The organism is Pseudomonas pseudonitroreducens (genome assembly GCF_021603645.1).
GTDB classification, from domain to species: Bacteria; Pseudomonadota; Gammaproteobacteria; order Pseudomonadales; family Pseudomonadaceae; genus Pseudomonas; species Pseudomonas pseudonitroreducens.
Genome location: NZ_BQHJ01000011.1, coordinates 99799 through 113001, shown reverse-complemented (window position 1 = coordinate 113001; position 13203 = coordinate 99799). Strand labels below are relative to the sequence as shown.

At 65.2% G+C, this 13203-nt stretch carries 13 protein-coding genes; 5 read left to right on the top strand and 8 right to left on the bottom strand.

Going from position 1 to position 13203, the window contains the following annotated elements; all coding sequences use genetic code 11:
* Positions 1–321 precede the first annotated feature (321 nt).
* A complete protein-coding gene (locus L6D89_RS24495) occupies positions 322–558 on the top strand; it encodes an HP1242/YdcH family protein (protein ID WP_236171737.1) in 237 nt (78 codons plus the stop codon).
* 79 nt (positions 559–637) lie between these two features.
* Here the strand turns inward: L6D89_RS24495 and fadD2 are convergent, their stop codons facing one another.
* Positions 638–2326, bottom strand: coding sequence for a long-chain-fatty-acid--CoA ligase FadD2 (gene fadD2, locus L6D89_RS24490; protein ID WP_236201470.1), 1689 nt, complete (start codon positions 2324–2326; stop codon positions 638–640).
* A 307-nt stretch (positions 2327–2633) separates the two neighbouring features.
* Here fadD2 and L6D89_RS24485 point away from each other — a divergent pair, with 307 nt between their 5' ends.
* From L6D89_RS24485 to L6D89_RS24475, 3 genes are all read left to right on the top strand, one after another.
* Positions 2634–3587 carry an alpha/beta hydrolase gene (locus tag L6D89_RS24485; protein ID WP_236201469.1) on the top strand — a complete coding sequence of 318 codons (954 nt, stop codon included), beginning with the start codon at positions 2634–2636 and terminating at the stop codon, positions 3585–3587.
* A complete protein-coding gene (locus tag L6D89_RS24480) occupies positions 3584–4054 on the top strand; it encodes a MaoC family dehydratase (protein WP_236171744.1) in 471 nt (156 codons plus the stop codon). Before L6D89_RS24485 ends, L6D89_RS24480 begins: the two co-directional genes overlap by 4 nt.
* A 142-nt stretch (positions 4055–4196) precedes the next feature.
* Positions 4197–5378, top strand: a complete 1182-nt coding sequence (locus tag L6D89_RS24475; protein ID WP_236201468.1) for an MFS transporter — start codon at positions 4197–4199, stop codon at positions 5376–5378.
* Here L6D89_RS24475 and L6D89_RS24470 read toward each other — a convergent pair.
* From L6D89_RS24470 to L6D89_RS24445, 7 genes are all read right to left on the bottom strand, one after another.
* Positions 5359–6216 carry an efflux RND transporter periplasmic adaptor subunit gene (locus L6D89_RS24470; RefSeq protein ID WP_236171749.1) on the bottom strand — a complete coding sequence of 286 codons (858 nt, stop codon included), beginning with the start codon at positions 6214–6216 and terminating at the stop codon, positions 5359–5361. The genes L6D89_RS24475 and L6D89_RS24470 overlap by 20 nt on opposite strands.
* A 13-nt stretch (positions 6217–6229) precedes the next feature.
* Positions 6230–6439, bottom strand: a complete 210-nt coding sequence (locus L6D89_RS24465) for a DUF1656 domain-containing protein (protein ID WP_236201467.1) — start codon at positions 6437–6439, stop codon at positions 6230–6232.
* Positions 6426–8414 (bottom strand): FUSC family protein, encoded by a 1989-nt coding sequence (locus L6D89_RS24460; RefSeq protein WP_236201466.1) that lies wholly within the window; start codon positions 8412–8414, stop codon positions 6426–6428. The genes L6D89_RS24465 and L6D89_RS24460 overlap by 14 nt, the downstream gene beginning before the upstream one ends.
* Before the next feature lie 182 nt (positions 8415–8596).
* Complete coding sequence (gene ccoM, locus L6D89_RS32645; RefSeq protein ID WP_024764625.1) at positions 8597–8707, bottom strand: cytochrome c oxidase subunit CcoM; 111 nt, start codon at positions 8705–8707, stop codon at positions 8597–8599.
* 204 nt (positions 8708–8911) lie between these two features.
* Complete coding sequence (locus L6D89_RS24455) at positions 8912–9073, bottom strand: hypothetical protein (RefSeq protein WP_088419735.1); 162 nt, start codon at positions 9071–9073, stop codon at positions 8912–8914.
* Positions 9070–9669 (bottom strand): alpha-ketoglutarate-dependent dioxygenase AlkB family protein, encoded by a 600-nt coding sequence (locus L6D89_RS24450; protein WP_236171755.1) that lies wholly within the window; start codon positions 9667–9669, stop codon positions 9070–9072. Before L6D89_RS24450 ends, L6D89_RS24455 begins: the two co-directional genes overlap by 4 nt.
* 49 nt (positions 9670–9718) lie before the next feature.
* Entirely contained in the window at positions 9719–10024 is a 306-nt protein-coding gene (locus tag L6D89_RS24445) for an aspartate-semialdehyde dehydrogenase (RefSeq protein WP_236171757.1), read from the bottom strand.
* Positions 10025–10252: 228 nt separating this feature from the next.
* Here L6D89_RS24445 and rapA point away from each other — a divergent pair, with 228 nt between their 5' ends.
* On the top strand, positions 10253–13105 hold the full coding sequence (gene rapA, locus L6D89_RS24440) for an RNA polymerase-associated protein RapA (protein ID WP_236201465.1): 2853 nt from the start codon (positions 10253–10255) through the stop codon (positions 13103–13105).
* The last annotated feature ends 98 nt before the right edge of the window (positions 13106–13203 follow it).

The following is a 13203-nucleotide window of genomic DNA, read 5'->3' as shown; positions in this document are numbered from 1 at the left end:
CCCAGAAGGCTCGCAGCCTTGTTGGATTGTCCGACAAAGTGGATTTCAGGGAAATGAAACCGGAAAAAAGAACGGGGACAGGTCATCAGGCCAGCCCTGTCACGAGGGGCAAATCGTCAGAGTTCGATCCGGCGGTTTCGTGTCGTTCCCGAGTCGGGTTCCTGTCCTTCGAGGCAGAGCAAAGACCTTCGTCGTCGTTGCAGGCCGGTGAGGTTTTCACCTGCCCGGTACCGGGGAAATCACCGTCCGGAAATGATCTGCCTCAACACCTCTAGGGTCCGGATCGCGCAGAGTACTTTTGCACTCTCCTGGAGAACCCTCATGTTTCCTGAATACCGTGAAAAGATTACTCGCCTGAAAGCCGAGGACCCGCATTTTGCCAAGCTCTTCCACAGCCACAACGATCTCGACCAGGAGATCAAGAACATGGAAGCCGGCATCACCCCCGCATCGCACGACACCATCGAGACACTGAAGAAGCAGAAGCTGCAACTCAAGGACGATCTCTACGAGATCCTGCGCAAGAAGGAAGGTTGCTGTGGCGGCTGCGGTGGTTGAATAGCCCTGGCCGACAACTCGCAATCAATAAAAAAGGGGGCTGATCCTGGATCAGCCCCCTTTTTCATTCCCGCTTGCCTCAGGCGGTTTCGCGCAGCTCCCGGCGCAGAATCTTGCCCACCGGGGTCATCGGCAGGGCGTCCTTGAGCACGATGTGCTTGGGCACCTTGTAGCCGGTGAAGTTTTCCTTGCAGTAGGCCTTGAGCTCTTCAACGGTCACGCCGCCTTCGCGGGCCACCACGAAGAGTTTCACCGCTTCGCCGGATTTCTCGTCCGGCACGCCGACAGCCGCGCAGTTGGCGACTTTCGGGTGCGCCATGACCACGTCCTCGATCTCGTTGGGGTAGACATTGAAGCCGGAAACGATGATCAGGTCTTTCTTGCGGTCGACGATGCGGGTGAAGCCATCCGGATCGATCACCGCGATATCGCCGGTGCGCAGCCAGCCTTCGGCGTCCAGCACCTCGGCAGTGGCCTCTTCGCGCTGCCAGTAACCCTTCATCACCTGCGGGCCCTTCACGCACAGTTCGCCACGCTCGCCCAGGCCGACGTCGTTACCGTCGTCGTCGATCACCTTCAGCGCGGTGCCCGGCACCGGGATGCCGACGGTACCCAAACGGGCCTGGTCGCCGTAGGGGTTGGTGCTGACCACTGGGGAAGTCTCGGTGAGGCCGTAGCCTTCGACCACGGTGCAACCGGTCATGGCCTTCCAGCGCTCGGCGGTGGCGGTGACCAGCGCAGTGCCGCCGGAGTTGGTGACCTTCAGGTTGGAGAAGTCCAGCTCCTTGAATTCGGGGCGGTCCATCAGGGCGACGAACAGGGTATTCAGGCCCAGCAGCGCGGAGAAGCGCCACTTCTTCAGCTCCTTGATGAAGCCGGGGATATCGCGCGGGTTGCTGATCAGCACGTTGTGGTTGCCGTTGACCATCATGCACATGCAGTTCGCGGTGAAGGCATAGATGTGGTACAGCGGCAGCGGCGCGATCATCACCTCGTTGCCGACCTGCATCAGCGGCTTGCCGTCCGGCCCGTGCTGCTGCAGGCAGGCATGCACCTGCTGCATGTTCGCCACCAGGTTGCCGTGGGTGAGCATGGCGCCCTTGGCCACGCCGGTGGTACCGCCGGTGTACTGCAGGACTGCGATATCTTCCAGACCGACCCTGACCGGCTGCAGGCCATGCCCGCGCCCCTGGCGCAAGGCCGACTTGAAGGAGACGGCTTGGGGCAGGTTGTACTCCGGCACCATCTTCTTCACGTGCTTGACCACGGTGTTGACCAGCAGGCCCTTGAGCGCGGGCTGCAGGTCACCCATCTGCGCTTCGATCAGGTACTCGATGCCGGTATCGGGCAGCACTTCCTGCACCAGCTTGCCGAACAGGTTCACGTAGACCAGCGCGCGGGCACCGGAATCCTTGAACTGGTGGCGCATTTCGCGGGCGGTGTAGAGCGGGTTGGTGTTGACCACGATCAGCCCGGCGCGCAGGGCGCCGAACACGGCGATGGGGTATTGCAGGATGTTCGGCATCTGCACGGCGATACGGTCGCCGGGCTTGAGGTCAGTGTGCTTCTGCAGGTACGCGCCGAAGGCGGCGGACAGGCGGTCCAGCTCGGCGTAGGTCAGGGTTACGCCCATATTGCTGAAGGCCGGACGGTCGGCGAATTTCTTGCAGGAGCGCTCGAAGACTTCCACCACCGATTTGTAGGCGGTCAGGTCAATGTCGCTGGGCACGCCGGCCGGGCGTTTGTCGTTCCAGAAATCAGGTTGCATTTATTCTTGTCCTCATACCTGAGCGAAACCGAACCGTCATTGCGGTCATTCGACGGAAGCTAACAGTTCCTTTGGTCATCGCAAAGACTCCAGGCGGCGTCATAGACTGCGTGAATCTTGCTCCACCATCCCGGCATAGCCCGGGATAGAGCCCACGGCCGCCTGCAGCAAGCCTTGCAGGGCGACGACCGGGCGCCAACAGCAATCCATACAGAAGATGTCCCGGCGTGGCAGAATCGCCCCGTCCGGCCCCTTCCATGGCCCCCATTCCAATAAGAATCGACGAACAAGAAGCAGGATGGATCCCATGCCCTACGCCGCCTACTGGCTTGCCGCCAGCGACGAGACACCGCTCTACACCCGCCACTGGGCGCCGGAAGGCCGGTCCCGCGGAGCCCTGATGCTGTCCCACGGCATGGCCGAGCACGCCGGCCGCTACGAGCGCCTGGGGCTGGCACTGAACGCCGCCGGCTACCACCTCTACGCCATCGACCAGCGCGGCCACGGCCGCACCGCCGAGAACGGCGAGCTGGGCCATTACGCCGACCGCGGCGGCTGGGGCAAGGTGATCGGCGACCTGCACACGCTCAACCAGCATGTGCGCGAGGAACACCCGGACCTGCCGATCATCCTGCTCGGCCACAGCATGGGCAGCTACATCGGCACTGCCTACCTGATGCAGCACAGCGCCAGCGTGCAGGCCGCCGTGCTCTCCGGCTCCAACTACCAGCCGGTGGCACTTTACAAAAGCGCTCGTGCCATCGCCCGCTTCGAACACTGGCGCCAGGGCCCGCTGGGGCACAGCGCGCTGATCGACTTCCTGTCCTTCGGCTCGTTCAACAAGGCCTTCAAACCCAATCGCACCGCCTTCGACTGGCTTAGCCGCGATCCCGTCGAAGTCGACAAGTACGTCGCCGACCCGCTGTGCGGCTTCCGTTGCAGCAACCAGCTGTGGCTGGACCTGCTCGGTGGCCTGGCCGATATCACGCCGACCGAACACCTCGCGAACATTCGCAGCGACCTGCCGGTGCTGGTGATCGGCGGCGAGCGCGACCCGGTGAGCCAGGGCAAGCGCATGCGCGATCTCGCCCAGGCGATGACCCGCGCCGGGGTTCGTGACGTCCAACTGAAGATTTATCCCGACGCCCGCCACGAGTTGTTCAACGAGAGCAACCGCGACGAGGTCACCCGCAACCTGATCGACTGGCTGGCGGCGCACTGCCCCGTCCCGCAGGTCGAGAAAACCGAGGAGCCCCTATGACTGCCGTGCAAAACATCCCCTATGAAGAACTCGAAGTCGGTCAGAAGGCCAACTTCCAGCGCAGCGTCACCGAGCGCGACATCCAGCTGTTCGCCGAGGTCTCCGGCGACCGTAACCCGGTGCACCTGGACGCCGAGTACGCCGCCACCACCCAGTTCAAGGAACGCATCGCCCACGGCATGCTCACCGGCGCGCTGATCAGCGCGGCAATCGCCACCACCCTGCCCGGCCCGGGCACCATCTACCTCGGCCAGAACCTGAGTTTCACCCGCCCGGTGAAGCTCGGTGACGAGCTGACGGTAGAACTGGAGGTGCTGGAGAAGCTGCCGAAGAACCGCGTGCGCATCGGCACCGTGGTACTCAACCAGGACGGCAAGGCCGTGGTGAAAGGCGAGGCTGAAGTGCTGGCGCCCACCGAGAAACTGAATATCGAACTGCCCGCGCTGCCGCCGATCACCGTCGGCTGACGCAGATTCCGGGGCCGGCCAGCCGGCCCCGGAAACTTGTATACAGTTTCCCGCTCAACTACCCTGCCCCCGTCACTTCACATTCATCCGGGATAACCGAAGGCTTCGTGCCCGAAACCCCTCACCGGGAATCGGAGCCGCCATGGACCTTCGACTGCTATTGCTGTCCCTCTGCACCTTCGCCGCGGGCCTCGCCGAGGCCATCCTCACCGGCATCCTGCCTTCGCTCGCCGCTGACCAGCAGGTTTCCCTCAGCCTCGCCGGCCAGCTCACCAGCCTGTTCTCCCTGAGTTTCGCCATCGCCGCGCCTGTGCTCGGCTGGCTTACCCGCGGCGCCGATTGCCGGCGGCTGCTGGTCATTACCCTGCTGGTGTTCGCCGCGTTCAATGCCGGTGCCGCACTTAGCCCCGGCTACGCCACGCTGTTGTTGATGCGCATCGGCATGGCCGCCTGCTGCGGGCTGCTGATCATGCAGGCCAGCCTGCTGGCGGTGGAACTGGCGCCGCCGGCTCAACGCGGGCGGGCCATCGGCCTGATCTTCATGGGCATCAGCGGCTCGCTGGTGTTCGGTGTTCCGGCTGGCGTACTGGTCAACGACTGGTTCGGCTGGCGCTGGATCTTCGCCGCCATCGCCCTCTACTCGCTGCCGCTGGCCGTTCTGCTGCGCCTCGCCCTGCCCCGGTGCCGCCTGGAGAGCCCGGCCAACGCTGCAGCTTACAAGCGCCAGTTGCGCAGCCCAGCGCTGAACCTGGCGCAACTGGTGTCGATCCTGCTGCTGGGCGGGCACTTCACGCTGTTCGCCTACATCACGCCGTGGTTTCAGCAGGTCGCCGGGATCACCGACAGCCAGGGCATCGCGCTCACGTTGCTGCTGATCGGCCTGGCGGCCATCGGTGGCGGCTATCTGGGCGGTTGGCTGAGCGACCACCTCGGGCACCGCCGCACGCTGCTGGTGGTCCCCGTGCTGTTCGGCCTGGCGATGCTGGCGATCCCACTGAGCCTCGGCCACCCCTGGCTGCTGCTTGGCGCACTGATGGTCTGGAGCACCATCAGCTGGATGATCTCGCCAGCGGTGCAGAGCTACCTGTTGGCCAGCGATCCGGCCAGCGGCAGCGCCGGAGTGGCGCTGAACACCTCGGCGATGCACCTGGGGGTGGCCCTCGGCGCGGCGCTGGGAGGTGCAGTGATCAGCCTGGCCGGCATCGCCTGGACGCCCTGGGTCGGCGTCAGCCTGGTAGCCGCGTCGGTGCTGTGCGCAGCGCTATCCTGCCGGTTCGGGCGTGAACCCCCGCAGGTGGAGGGGCTCAGCGCTCCTTCACGGTGACGCTGGCGGTCATCCCGGCGCTCAGGTGCACGCCCTCGGGCACCTTGTCAAGGTGGATACGCACCGGGATGCGCTGCGCCAGGCGCACCCAGTTGAAGGTAGGCTCGACATTGGCCAGCAGCTGGCTGTCGGGGATCGCGTTGCGGTCGGTGATGCCGCTGCTGACGCTCTCCACGGTGCCGTCGATGGCAATGTTGCCGCTCATCAGCACCACCTGGGCCGGCTGGCCGACGCGGATGCCGGGCAGCTTGGTTTCCTCGAAGTAGGCGGTGACGTAGAACGACTTCTGGTCCACCAGCGCCATCATCGCCTGACCAGCCTGCACATAGTTGCCCTGCGCCAGGCGCAGATTGGTGATCTGCCCGTCACGCGGGGCACGCATCTCGCTGCGGGTCAGGTTCAGTTGCGCCAGGCGCACCTGGGCCTGCGCCTCGTCGTATTCGCTCTTGGCGATGGCGGCGTTGATCTGTGAGGTTTCCTTGTCCTCGGCACTGATGGCGGCAATACCCAGCTTGCTGCGCCGCGAGGCCTCACTCAGGCGCAGCAGGTACTGCTGGTGCCGGGTTTCAGCCAGGGCCTTGGCCTGTTCCAGGTTCGCCGCGTAGCGCTCGTGATCGATGCGCATGATCAGGTCACCGGCCTTGACCTGCTGGTTGTCCTGTACGGCGAGGTCGGTGACCCAGCCGGAGACGTCCGGGGCAATCACCACCACGTCGGCGCGAACCCGCGCATCGCGGGTCCACGGCGAGAGCATGTAGTAGCGCCACAGCCAGGTACCGGCGAGCACGGCAGCGATGACCAGAATGATGGTGACAGTTACGCGAAGGTATCCGCGCATACAGCTTCTCCTCTCAAGGCGCAGTACCGAGCGCCCAGGTGATGGCGCAGAGAATCAGTACGAACAGCGCACAGTCGAACAGCGCCTCGTGCCAGATCCAGCGCCCGAAGGGGGTGGCCTGCAGCAGCAGGCGCAACACGACCGTCAGGCCCAGGGCAAGCACCGCGTAGATGAACAGCGGGCTCAGGAACACCCCGCCCCAGCCGTACTCATGCAGTCCCATTGGCGTCCTCCAGACGGCACCACTGGCGCCAGGTATGGCGCAACTGCGCCAGCGCGGCGCGGGCCAGACGGTTGGGTTCGTTGTCGCCCTGCAGATCGTGCGTGAGGGCTTCGTCCAGGGCCGGACACAGGCTTTCCAGACGCTGCTCGCGCCCTGCCCCAGGGCCCTTTTCCAGTACGCTGCCCAGGGCGCCGAGGAACTGGTCGCGACGCTTGCGCAACTGGCCCTGCGCACCGTTGAGGCAGGCACGCAGGTGAATCAGTTCGTTGCCCAGGTCAAGGGCGAACAGGCCGTCCTGCCAGCGCCGCTGCTCCTCCCTGGGCAACAGGGTGTAGTGCCGCGCCAGGCGGATCAGGCGGTCGGCCATGCGCCCGCCAAACCAGCTCTCGGCTTCAGCCAACGGCCGCCGGGTCAGGCGCCCGAGGTCTTCGCAAGTGGCCTGGATCAGCCGGCGGTTGAGCCAATCTGCAGGTAGCGTGAGCAGACGGAACACCAGAACCGCGAAGCCTACGCCGATGACGATGCCCTGGGCGGAATTGAGCAGGTTGGCCAAGTCGTACTTCATCACATTGCTCGGTGCCACCAGGGTGATGAAATGGATCGAGAAGGACGTCGCCGTGCCCGCCAGCGCCGGCGTGGCCATGCCCAGCAGGGCGAAGAACAGCGGCACGCCCAGCGCCAGGCAGAGCAGCGGGAAGCCATTCCACTGCGGCAGCAGCCACTGGCTGACGACGGCTGCCGCAGGGATCGCATAGAGAATCCCGCGCAGGAATCCCAGGCCGATGGTGACGGCATTGTCGCGGTTGGCGAACAGGCTGCAGATCACCGCCGCCAGCAGCATGCCGCCGGTAGCCGCCGGCCAGGCAGTAGCCATCCAGAAAGCCGACATGCCCAGCAGCGCCAATGCACTGCGCAGACCATAGAACAGCGCCATGAGCCAGTCGCGGTGCCAGGACAGGGTGCCAGTGGCGACATCGTCCACCCGCCCGTCGGCAACCGCACGCATGGTCTGCTCCGAGCTCAGCGCCTTGAGCAGCAGCAAGGAGCAGCGAGTCAGGCAGTAACGCAGGTCGTTGGAGTAGTTTTCATCCAGGCCGGCCTCCTGCAGGCGCTCCTGCAACGAGCGCATGGCGTCGACCTGGGGGTCCTCCAGGGTGGCGCGCAGCTCCTCGAACCAGGGTTGCAGGCGCGCCCGGTCTTCGGCATCCAGCACGCTGCGTTGACGAGCCACGCCGCGCGCGGTGCGCAGCAGGCTGAGCAGATCGCGGGAAAGAATCCGCAGCGCGCGCGAACGCATCCGCCCACGGTACCCCTCGAACCAGGCGTGGTCGCGTTGCACATCGACCTCGACGATCTTGCCCAGCGCCTGCAGCAGGCCCTTGATCTGCCGCGCGTCGGCGTCGATCTCGCTGCGCGCGGCCTGCATACCGGTGAGCCAGGTAGCGTGCGCCTGCTTGTCCAGGTTGGCCTCGACGCGCCGCGGCCAGAGGATGGCGCTGACCGCCGAGGCGCAGAGAATCCCCAGGCAGATTTCCGTACTGCGCGCCACGGCCTGGTCGAAAACGTCCAGCGGATGGCTGATCGCCGGCAGGCCGATGATCGCCACGGTGTAGCCGGACAACACGAAGGCGTAGGAGACGTGATTGCGCAGGGTCGTCGAGGCCGCCGTGCAGAGGCCGAGCCAAAGCGAGATGGCCAGCAGGAACAGCCAGGGCGTCTGGGCGAACAGCGCAATCATCACCACCGACATGATGGTGCCGACCACCGTGCCGATCAGCCGGAAGATGCCCTTGGCTACCACCATGCCCGACAACGGCTGGGACACGATGAACACCGTCATCAACGCCCACTGTGGCTGCTCCAGGTCGAAACGGAAGGCGCACCAGAGCGCCAGGCCGCCGGCAAGCAGGGTCTTGATCGCGAATTTCAGCGCCAGCGTATCCGGCGCGAGGAATGCCTGTAGCGTAGGTCGCACGCGGTCTCTCGAAAGGGTCCGGGTCTATCGCTTAACGATAGTCGGCAAAGGGAATGACGGAATCGTTGCTCATAATATTATTAGCAAGCTAACAATATGTCATCCCCACTTTCGTCGAGGCAAAAAAAACGGGCGACCTAAGTCGCCCGAAGTGCCTTGCGTGCTCTGTGTATCTGTAAGGATCAGCTCTTCTTGTGGCTGTCCTTCCAGATGAAAATTCCGACCCCACCGAAGAAAACAACCATCAGTCCGACGGTAAGGATGCCTGCTAGAACCACTTCGTCGATGAACATGATGCTGGCCTCCTGTTGCCTCACATCGTCTGGGGATGTGTGCAGATTACCGGCGGCCGGGCGGGGCAAATTGACCTGGATCAATGGTCGACAAGGCGCTTTCCGAGGAGGGCCGGAGCACTGACGCAGGTCAAGTTTCGAAGGCGATCGGGTGCGGCGGGAAGCCGCGCAGAGCGGGGCCTTGCGGCCCTGGGAGGGGATAAATCAGCGTTTCTTGGGCTTGCTCTTGCCTTTCTTGCGCGGCTTGCCCAGAGGCAACGCCTGCTCGAAGGCCTTGCGCACGTCCTGCAGACGCTTTTCGTGCACGTCGTGGATGCGCTTGTCGCGCTCGGCGGTGAAGTCGATCAGCTTGTCGTCGTTGCTCATGGCAGGGCATGCACCAGGCGGAAAGTCAGATTCAGGCGCGGCGCAACCGGACGGCGCGTCTTGGCGACCTGATGCTGCCAATAATGCTGTGTCGCGCCGGACATGACCAGCAGCGATCCACCGGGCAGCTCGATGGAATGTTCGATTGTGTTTCGCCCCTTGCGCCGCAGGTCGAAGCGACGCGTACCGCCCAGGTTCAGCGAGGCAACCAGCGGGTTGCGCCCGAGCTCGGGCTCGTCGTCGCTGTGCCAGCCCATGGAGTCCTGGCCGTCGCGGTAGTAGTTGAGCAGCACGCCGTTGAAGCGCTGGCCGGCCGCCTCTTCCACGGCGGCACGAATCTGCGCCAGCAGCGGCGTCCAGGGTAATGGTGCATGGGTCAGCCCGGAGTATGTATAGAAAGCCTCGGCGTCGCCGTACCAGTTGACCAGGCGCGGCACCGGGTAATCGCGGCCGTGCAGGTGCACCTGTGGCTGCTCCCACGGCGTCTCGGCGAGCAATTGCTCCAGCCAGCGAGCCGCACGTAATGGTGGGCACCAGTCGGGAATCAGGCGCAACTCGGCATCGGCAAGCAGGATCGGGGCGTCGTCAAAAAGCATGGAAAGCTCGCAGGAACCAGCGGTGCGGTCAGTCTACGCTGCTGCGCGGTCAGACCTCGACATCGATCCACAGCCCTTTGCGCTGGGCAGCCTGCACATCCGCGCCCAGCTCTTCCACTTCCTCCAGTTCTTCCAGCGCTTCGCCCTCCGGCGTGCCATCGGCAAGCTGGCGGCGCTTGCGCCGGCGCTGGTACTCCTCGCGCAGGGCCTCTTCATCCGGGCGGCGCTCCAGCTCAACGCCAGCATTGCCTGCGCTGGGCGCAGGCGGTGTCACCGGGGTGACATCCGGTCGCGGCTTGGGCACGTCCTGCTGCGCAGTGACAGGTGCCAGACTATGCGGAATGGGCGGCAGCATGATGCTGGGTCCGGGGCATCAGCCCCTGCAGGAAGCGCTGTGGGAAGTCCTCTGGTCAGGCTATCGGCGCAGCGGCTACAGACTTGAGCGCGCCTCGCTACACTTTCCACGATTTGCGATGAGTGCGCCTCAGCTACAGGCCCCGCCGATGATTTCGGACGACCGGAGGCGCCGACGGCCATCGCTGAACGCTGCGCGTTCCGGTACCATAGCCGGCTTTTTTGGGAGGTGTCCATGGCGCAGTATCAACCCGGTCAACGCTGGATCAGCGACAGTGAAGCGGAACTCGGGCTGGGGACCATCCTGGCGCTGGACGGCCGCATGCTCACAGTGCTCTATCCCGCCACCGGTGATACCCGCCAATACGCCGAGCGCAACGCGCCGCTGACCCGCGTGCGTTTCGCCCCGGGCGACGAGATCACCCATTTCGAAGGCTGGAAGATGACCGTCCGCGAAGTGGACGAGATCGACGGCCTGCTGATCTACCACGGCCTCACTGCGCAGAACGAGCAGCACACCGTCCCGGAAACCCAGCTGTCGAACTTCATCCAGTTCCGCCTGGCCAGCGACCGCCTGTTCGCCGGGCAGATCGACCCGATGTCCTGGTTCGGCCTGCGCTACCACACCCTGGAACACCGCACCCGCCTGCTGCAGTCCTCGCTCTGGGGCCTGGGCGGCGCCCGCGCGCAACCCATCGCGCACCAGTTGCACATCGCCCGCGAAGTCGCCGACCGCATGGCGCCGCGCGTCCTGCTGGCCGACGAAGTGGGCCTGGGCAAGACCATCGAAGCGGGCCTGGTGATTCATCGCCAACTGCTCTCCGGCCGCGCCAGCCGCGTGCTGATCCTGGTGCCGGAAAACCTGCAGCACCAGTGGCTGGTGGAAATGCGCCGGCGCTTCAACCTGGAAGTCGCATTGTTCGATCGCGAGCGCTTCGTCGAGAGCGATGCCAGCAACCCCTTCGAAGACACCCAACTGGCCCTGGTGGCCCTGGAGTGGCTGCGCGAGGATGAAAAGGCCCAGGACGCCCTGTTCGCTGCCGAGTGGGACCTGCTGGTGGTCGACGAGGCGCACCACCTGGTATGGCACCCGGAACAGGCCAGCGCGGAATACCAGCTGGTGGAACAACTTTCCCAGGTCATCCCCGGCGTGCTGCTGCTCACCGCGACCCCGGAACAGCTCGGCCTGGACAGCCACTTCGCGCGCCTGCGCCTGCTCGACCCGGACCGTTTCCACGACCTCGAAGCCTTCCGCAGCGAAAGCAGCCAGTACCGCCCGGTTGCCGAGGCGGTGCAGGAACTGGTCGACCAGGGCACTCTCTCCCCTGCCGCGCGCCAGGCCATCCACGGTTTCCTCGGCAGCGAAGGCGACGAGCTGCTGGCCAGCGTCGAGGGTGGCAACGAAGAGTCCCGTGCACGCCTGGTGCGCGAGCTGCTCGACCGCCACGGCACTGGCCGCGTGCTGTTCCGCAACACCCGCGCTGCGGTGCAGGGCTTCCCGGAACGCCAACTGCATCCCTATGTGCTGCCCAACCCCATCGAGTACATGGAGCTGCCGCTGGGCGAGCACCCGGACCTCTACCCGGAAGTCAGCTTCCAGGCCCAGGCCGAGGATGGCGACGAGAACAACCGCTGGTGGCGCTTCGACCCGCGCGTCGAGTGGCTGATCGACACCCTGAAGATGCTCAAGCAGTACAAGGTGCTGGTGATCTGCGCCCACGCCGAGACCGCGATGGACCTGGGCGACGCCCTGCGCCTGAAGTCCGGCATCCCGGCCACCGTGTTCCACGAAGGCATGAGCATCCTCGAACGCGACCGCGCCGCCGCCTACTTCGCCGATGAAGAGTTCGGCGCCCAGGTGCTGGTCTGCTCGGAAATCGGCAGCGAAGGCCGCAACTTCCAGTTCGCCCACCACCTGGTGCTGTTCGACCTGCCGGCCCACCCGGACCAGCTGGAACAGCGCATCGGCCGCCTGGACCGGATCGGCCAGAAGCACACCATCCAGATCCACGTTCCGCACCTGGAGAACAGCCCGCAGGAACGTCTGTTCCAATGGTACCACCAGGCGCTGAATGCCTTCCTCAACACCTGCCCCACCGGCAACGCCCTGCAGCACCGCTTCGGCCCGCGCCTGGTGGAGCTGCTCGACGGCGGCGACGATGACGCCTTCGCGGCCCTGCTGGCCGAAGGCACCGCTGCCCGCGAGGCGCTGGAAGCCGAGATGCACAACGGCCGCGACCGCCTGCTGGAGCTCAACTCCGGCGGCGCCGGCGAAGGCGAGGCGCTGGTAGCAGAGATCGAGGAACAGGACGACCAGTTCGCCCTGCCGATCTACATGGAGCGCCTGTTCGACACCTATGGCATCGACAGCGAGGACCATTCCGAGAACGCCCTGATCCTGCGCCCGAGCGAGAAGATGCTCGACGCCAGCTTCCCGCTGGGCGACGACGAAGGCGTGACCGTCACCTACGACCGCGGCCAGGCCCTGGCTCGCGAAGACATGCAGTTCCTCACCTGGGAACATCCCATGGTGCAGGGCGGCATGGACCTGGTGCTGTCCGGCTCGCTGGGCAACACCTCGGTGGCGCTGATCAAGAACAAGGCACTCAAGCCCGGCACCGTGCTGCTGGAACTGCTGTTCGTCAGCGAGGCCGTGGCACCGCGCAAGCTGCAGCTCGGCCGCTTCCTGCCGCCGGTGGCGCTGCGCTGCCTGATGGACGCCAACGGCAACGACCTGTCCTCGCGCGTGTCCTTCGACACCCTGAACGACCAGCTGGAAAGCGTGCCGCGCGCCAGCGCCAACAAGTTCGTGCAGGCCCAGCGCGATGTGCTGGCCAAGCAGTTCGCCGTGGCCGAGACCAAGATCACCCCGCGCCATGCCGAACGCGTGGAAGCCGCTCGCCAGCAGCTGAAAGCGACCCTGGACGAAGAGCTGGCGCGCCTGACTGCACTCAAGGCTGTCAACCCCAGCGTGCGTGACAGCGAGCTGGACGCCCTGCGCAAGCAGCGCGATGACAGCCTGGCGATGCTGGACAAAGCCTCGCTGCGCCTGGAGGCGATCCGCGTGCTGGTTGCCGGCTGACCCCGCACCCGCAATGAAGAAGCCGCCACCGGGCAACCGGTGGCGGCTTTTTTCATGGGCACCTTTCCATGCCAGCCTGTGTGGGAGCAACGGTCTTT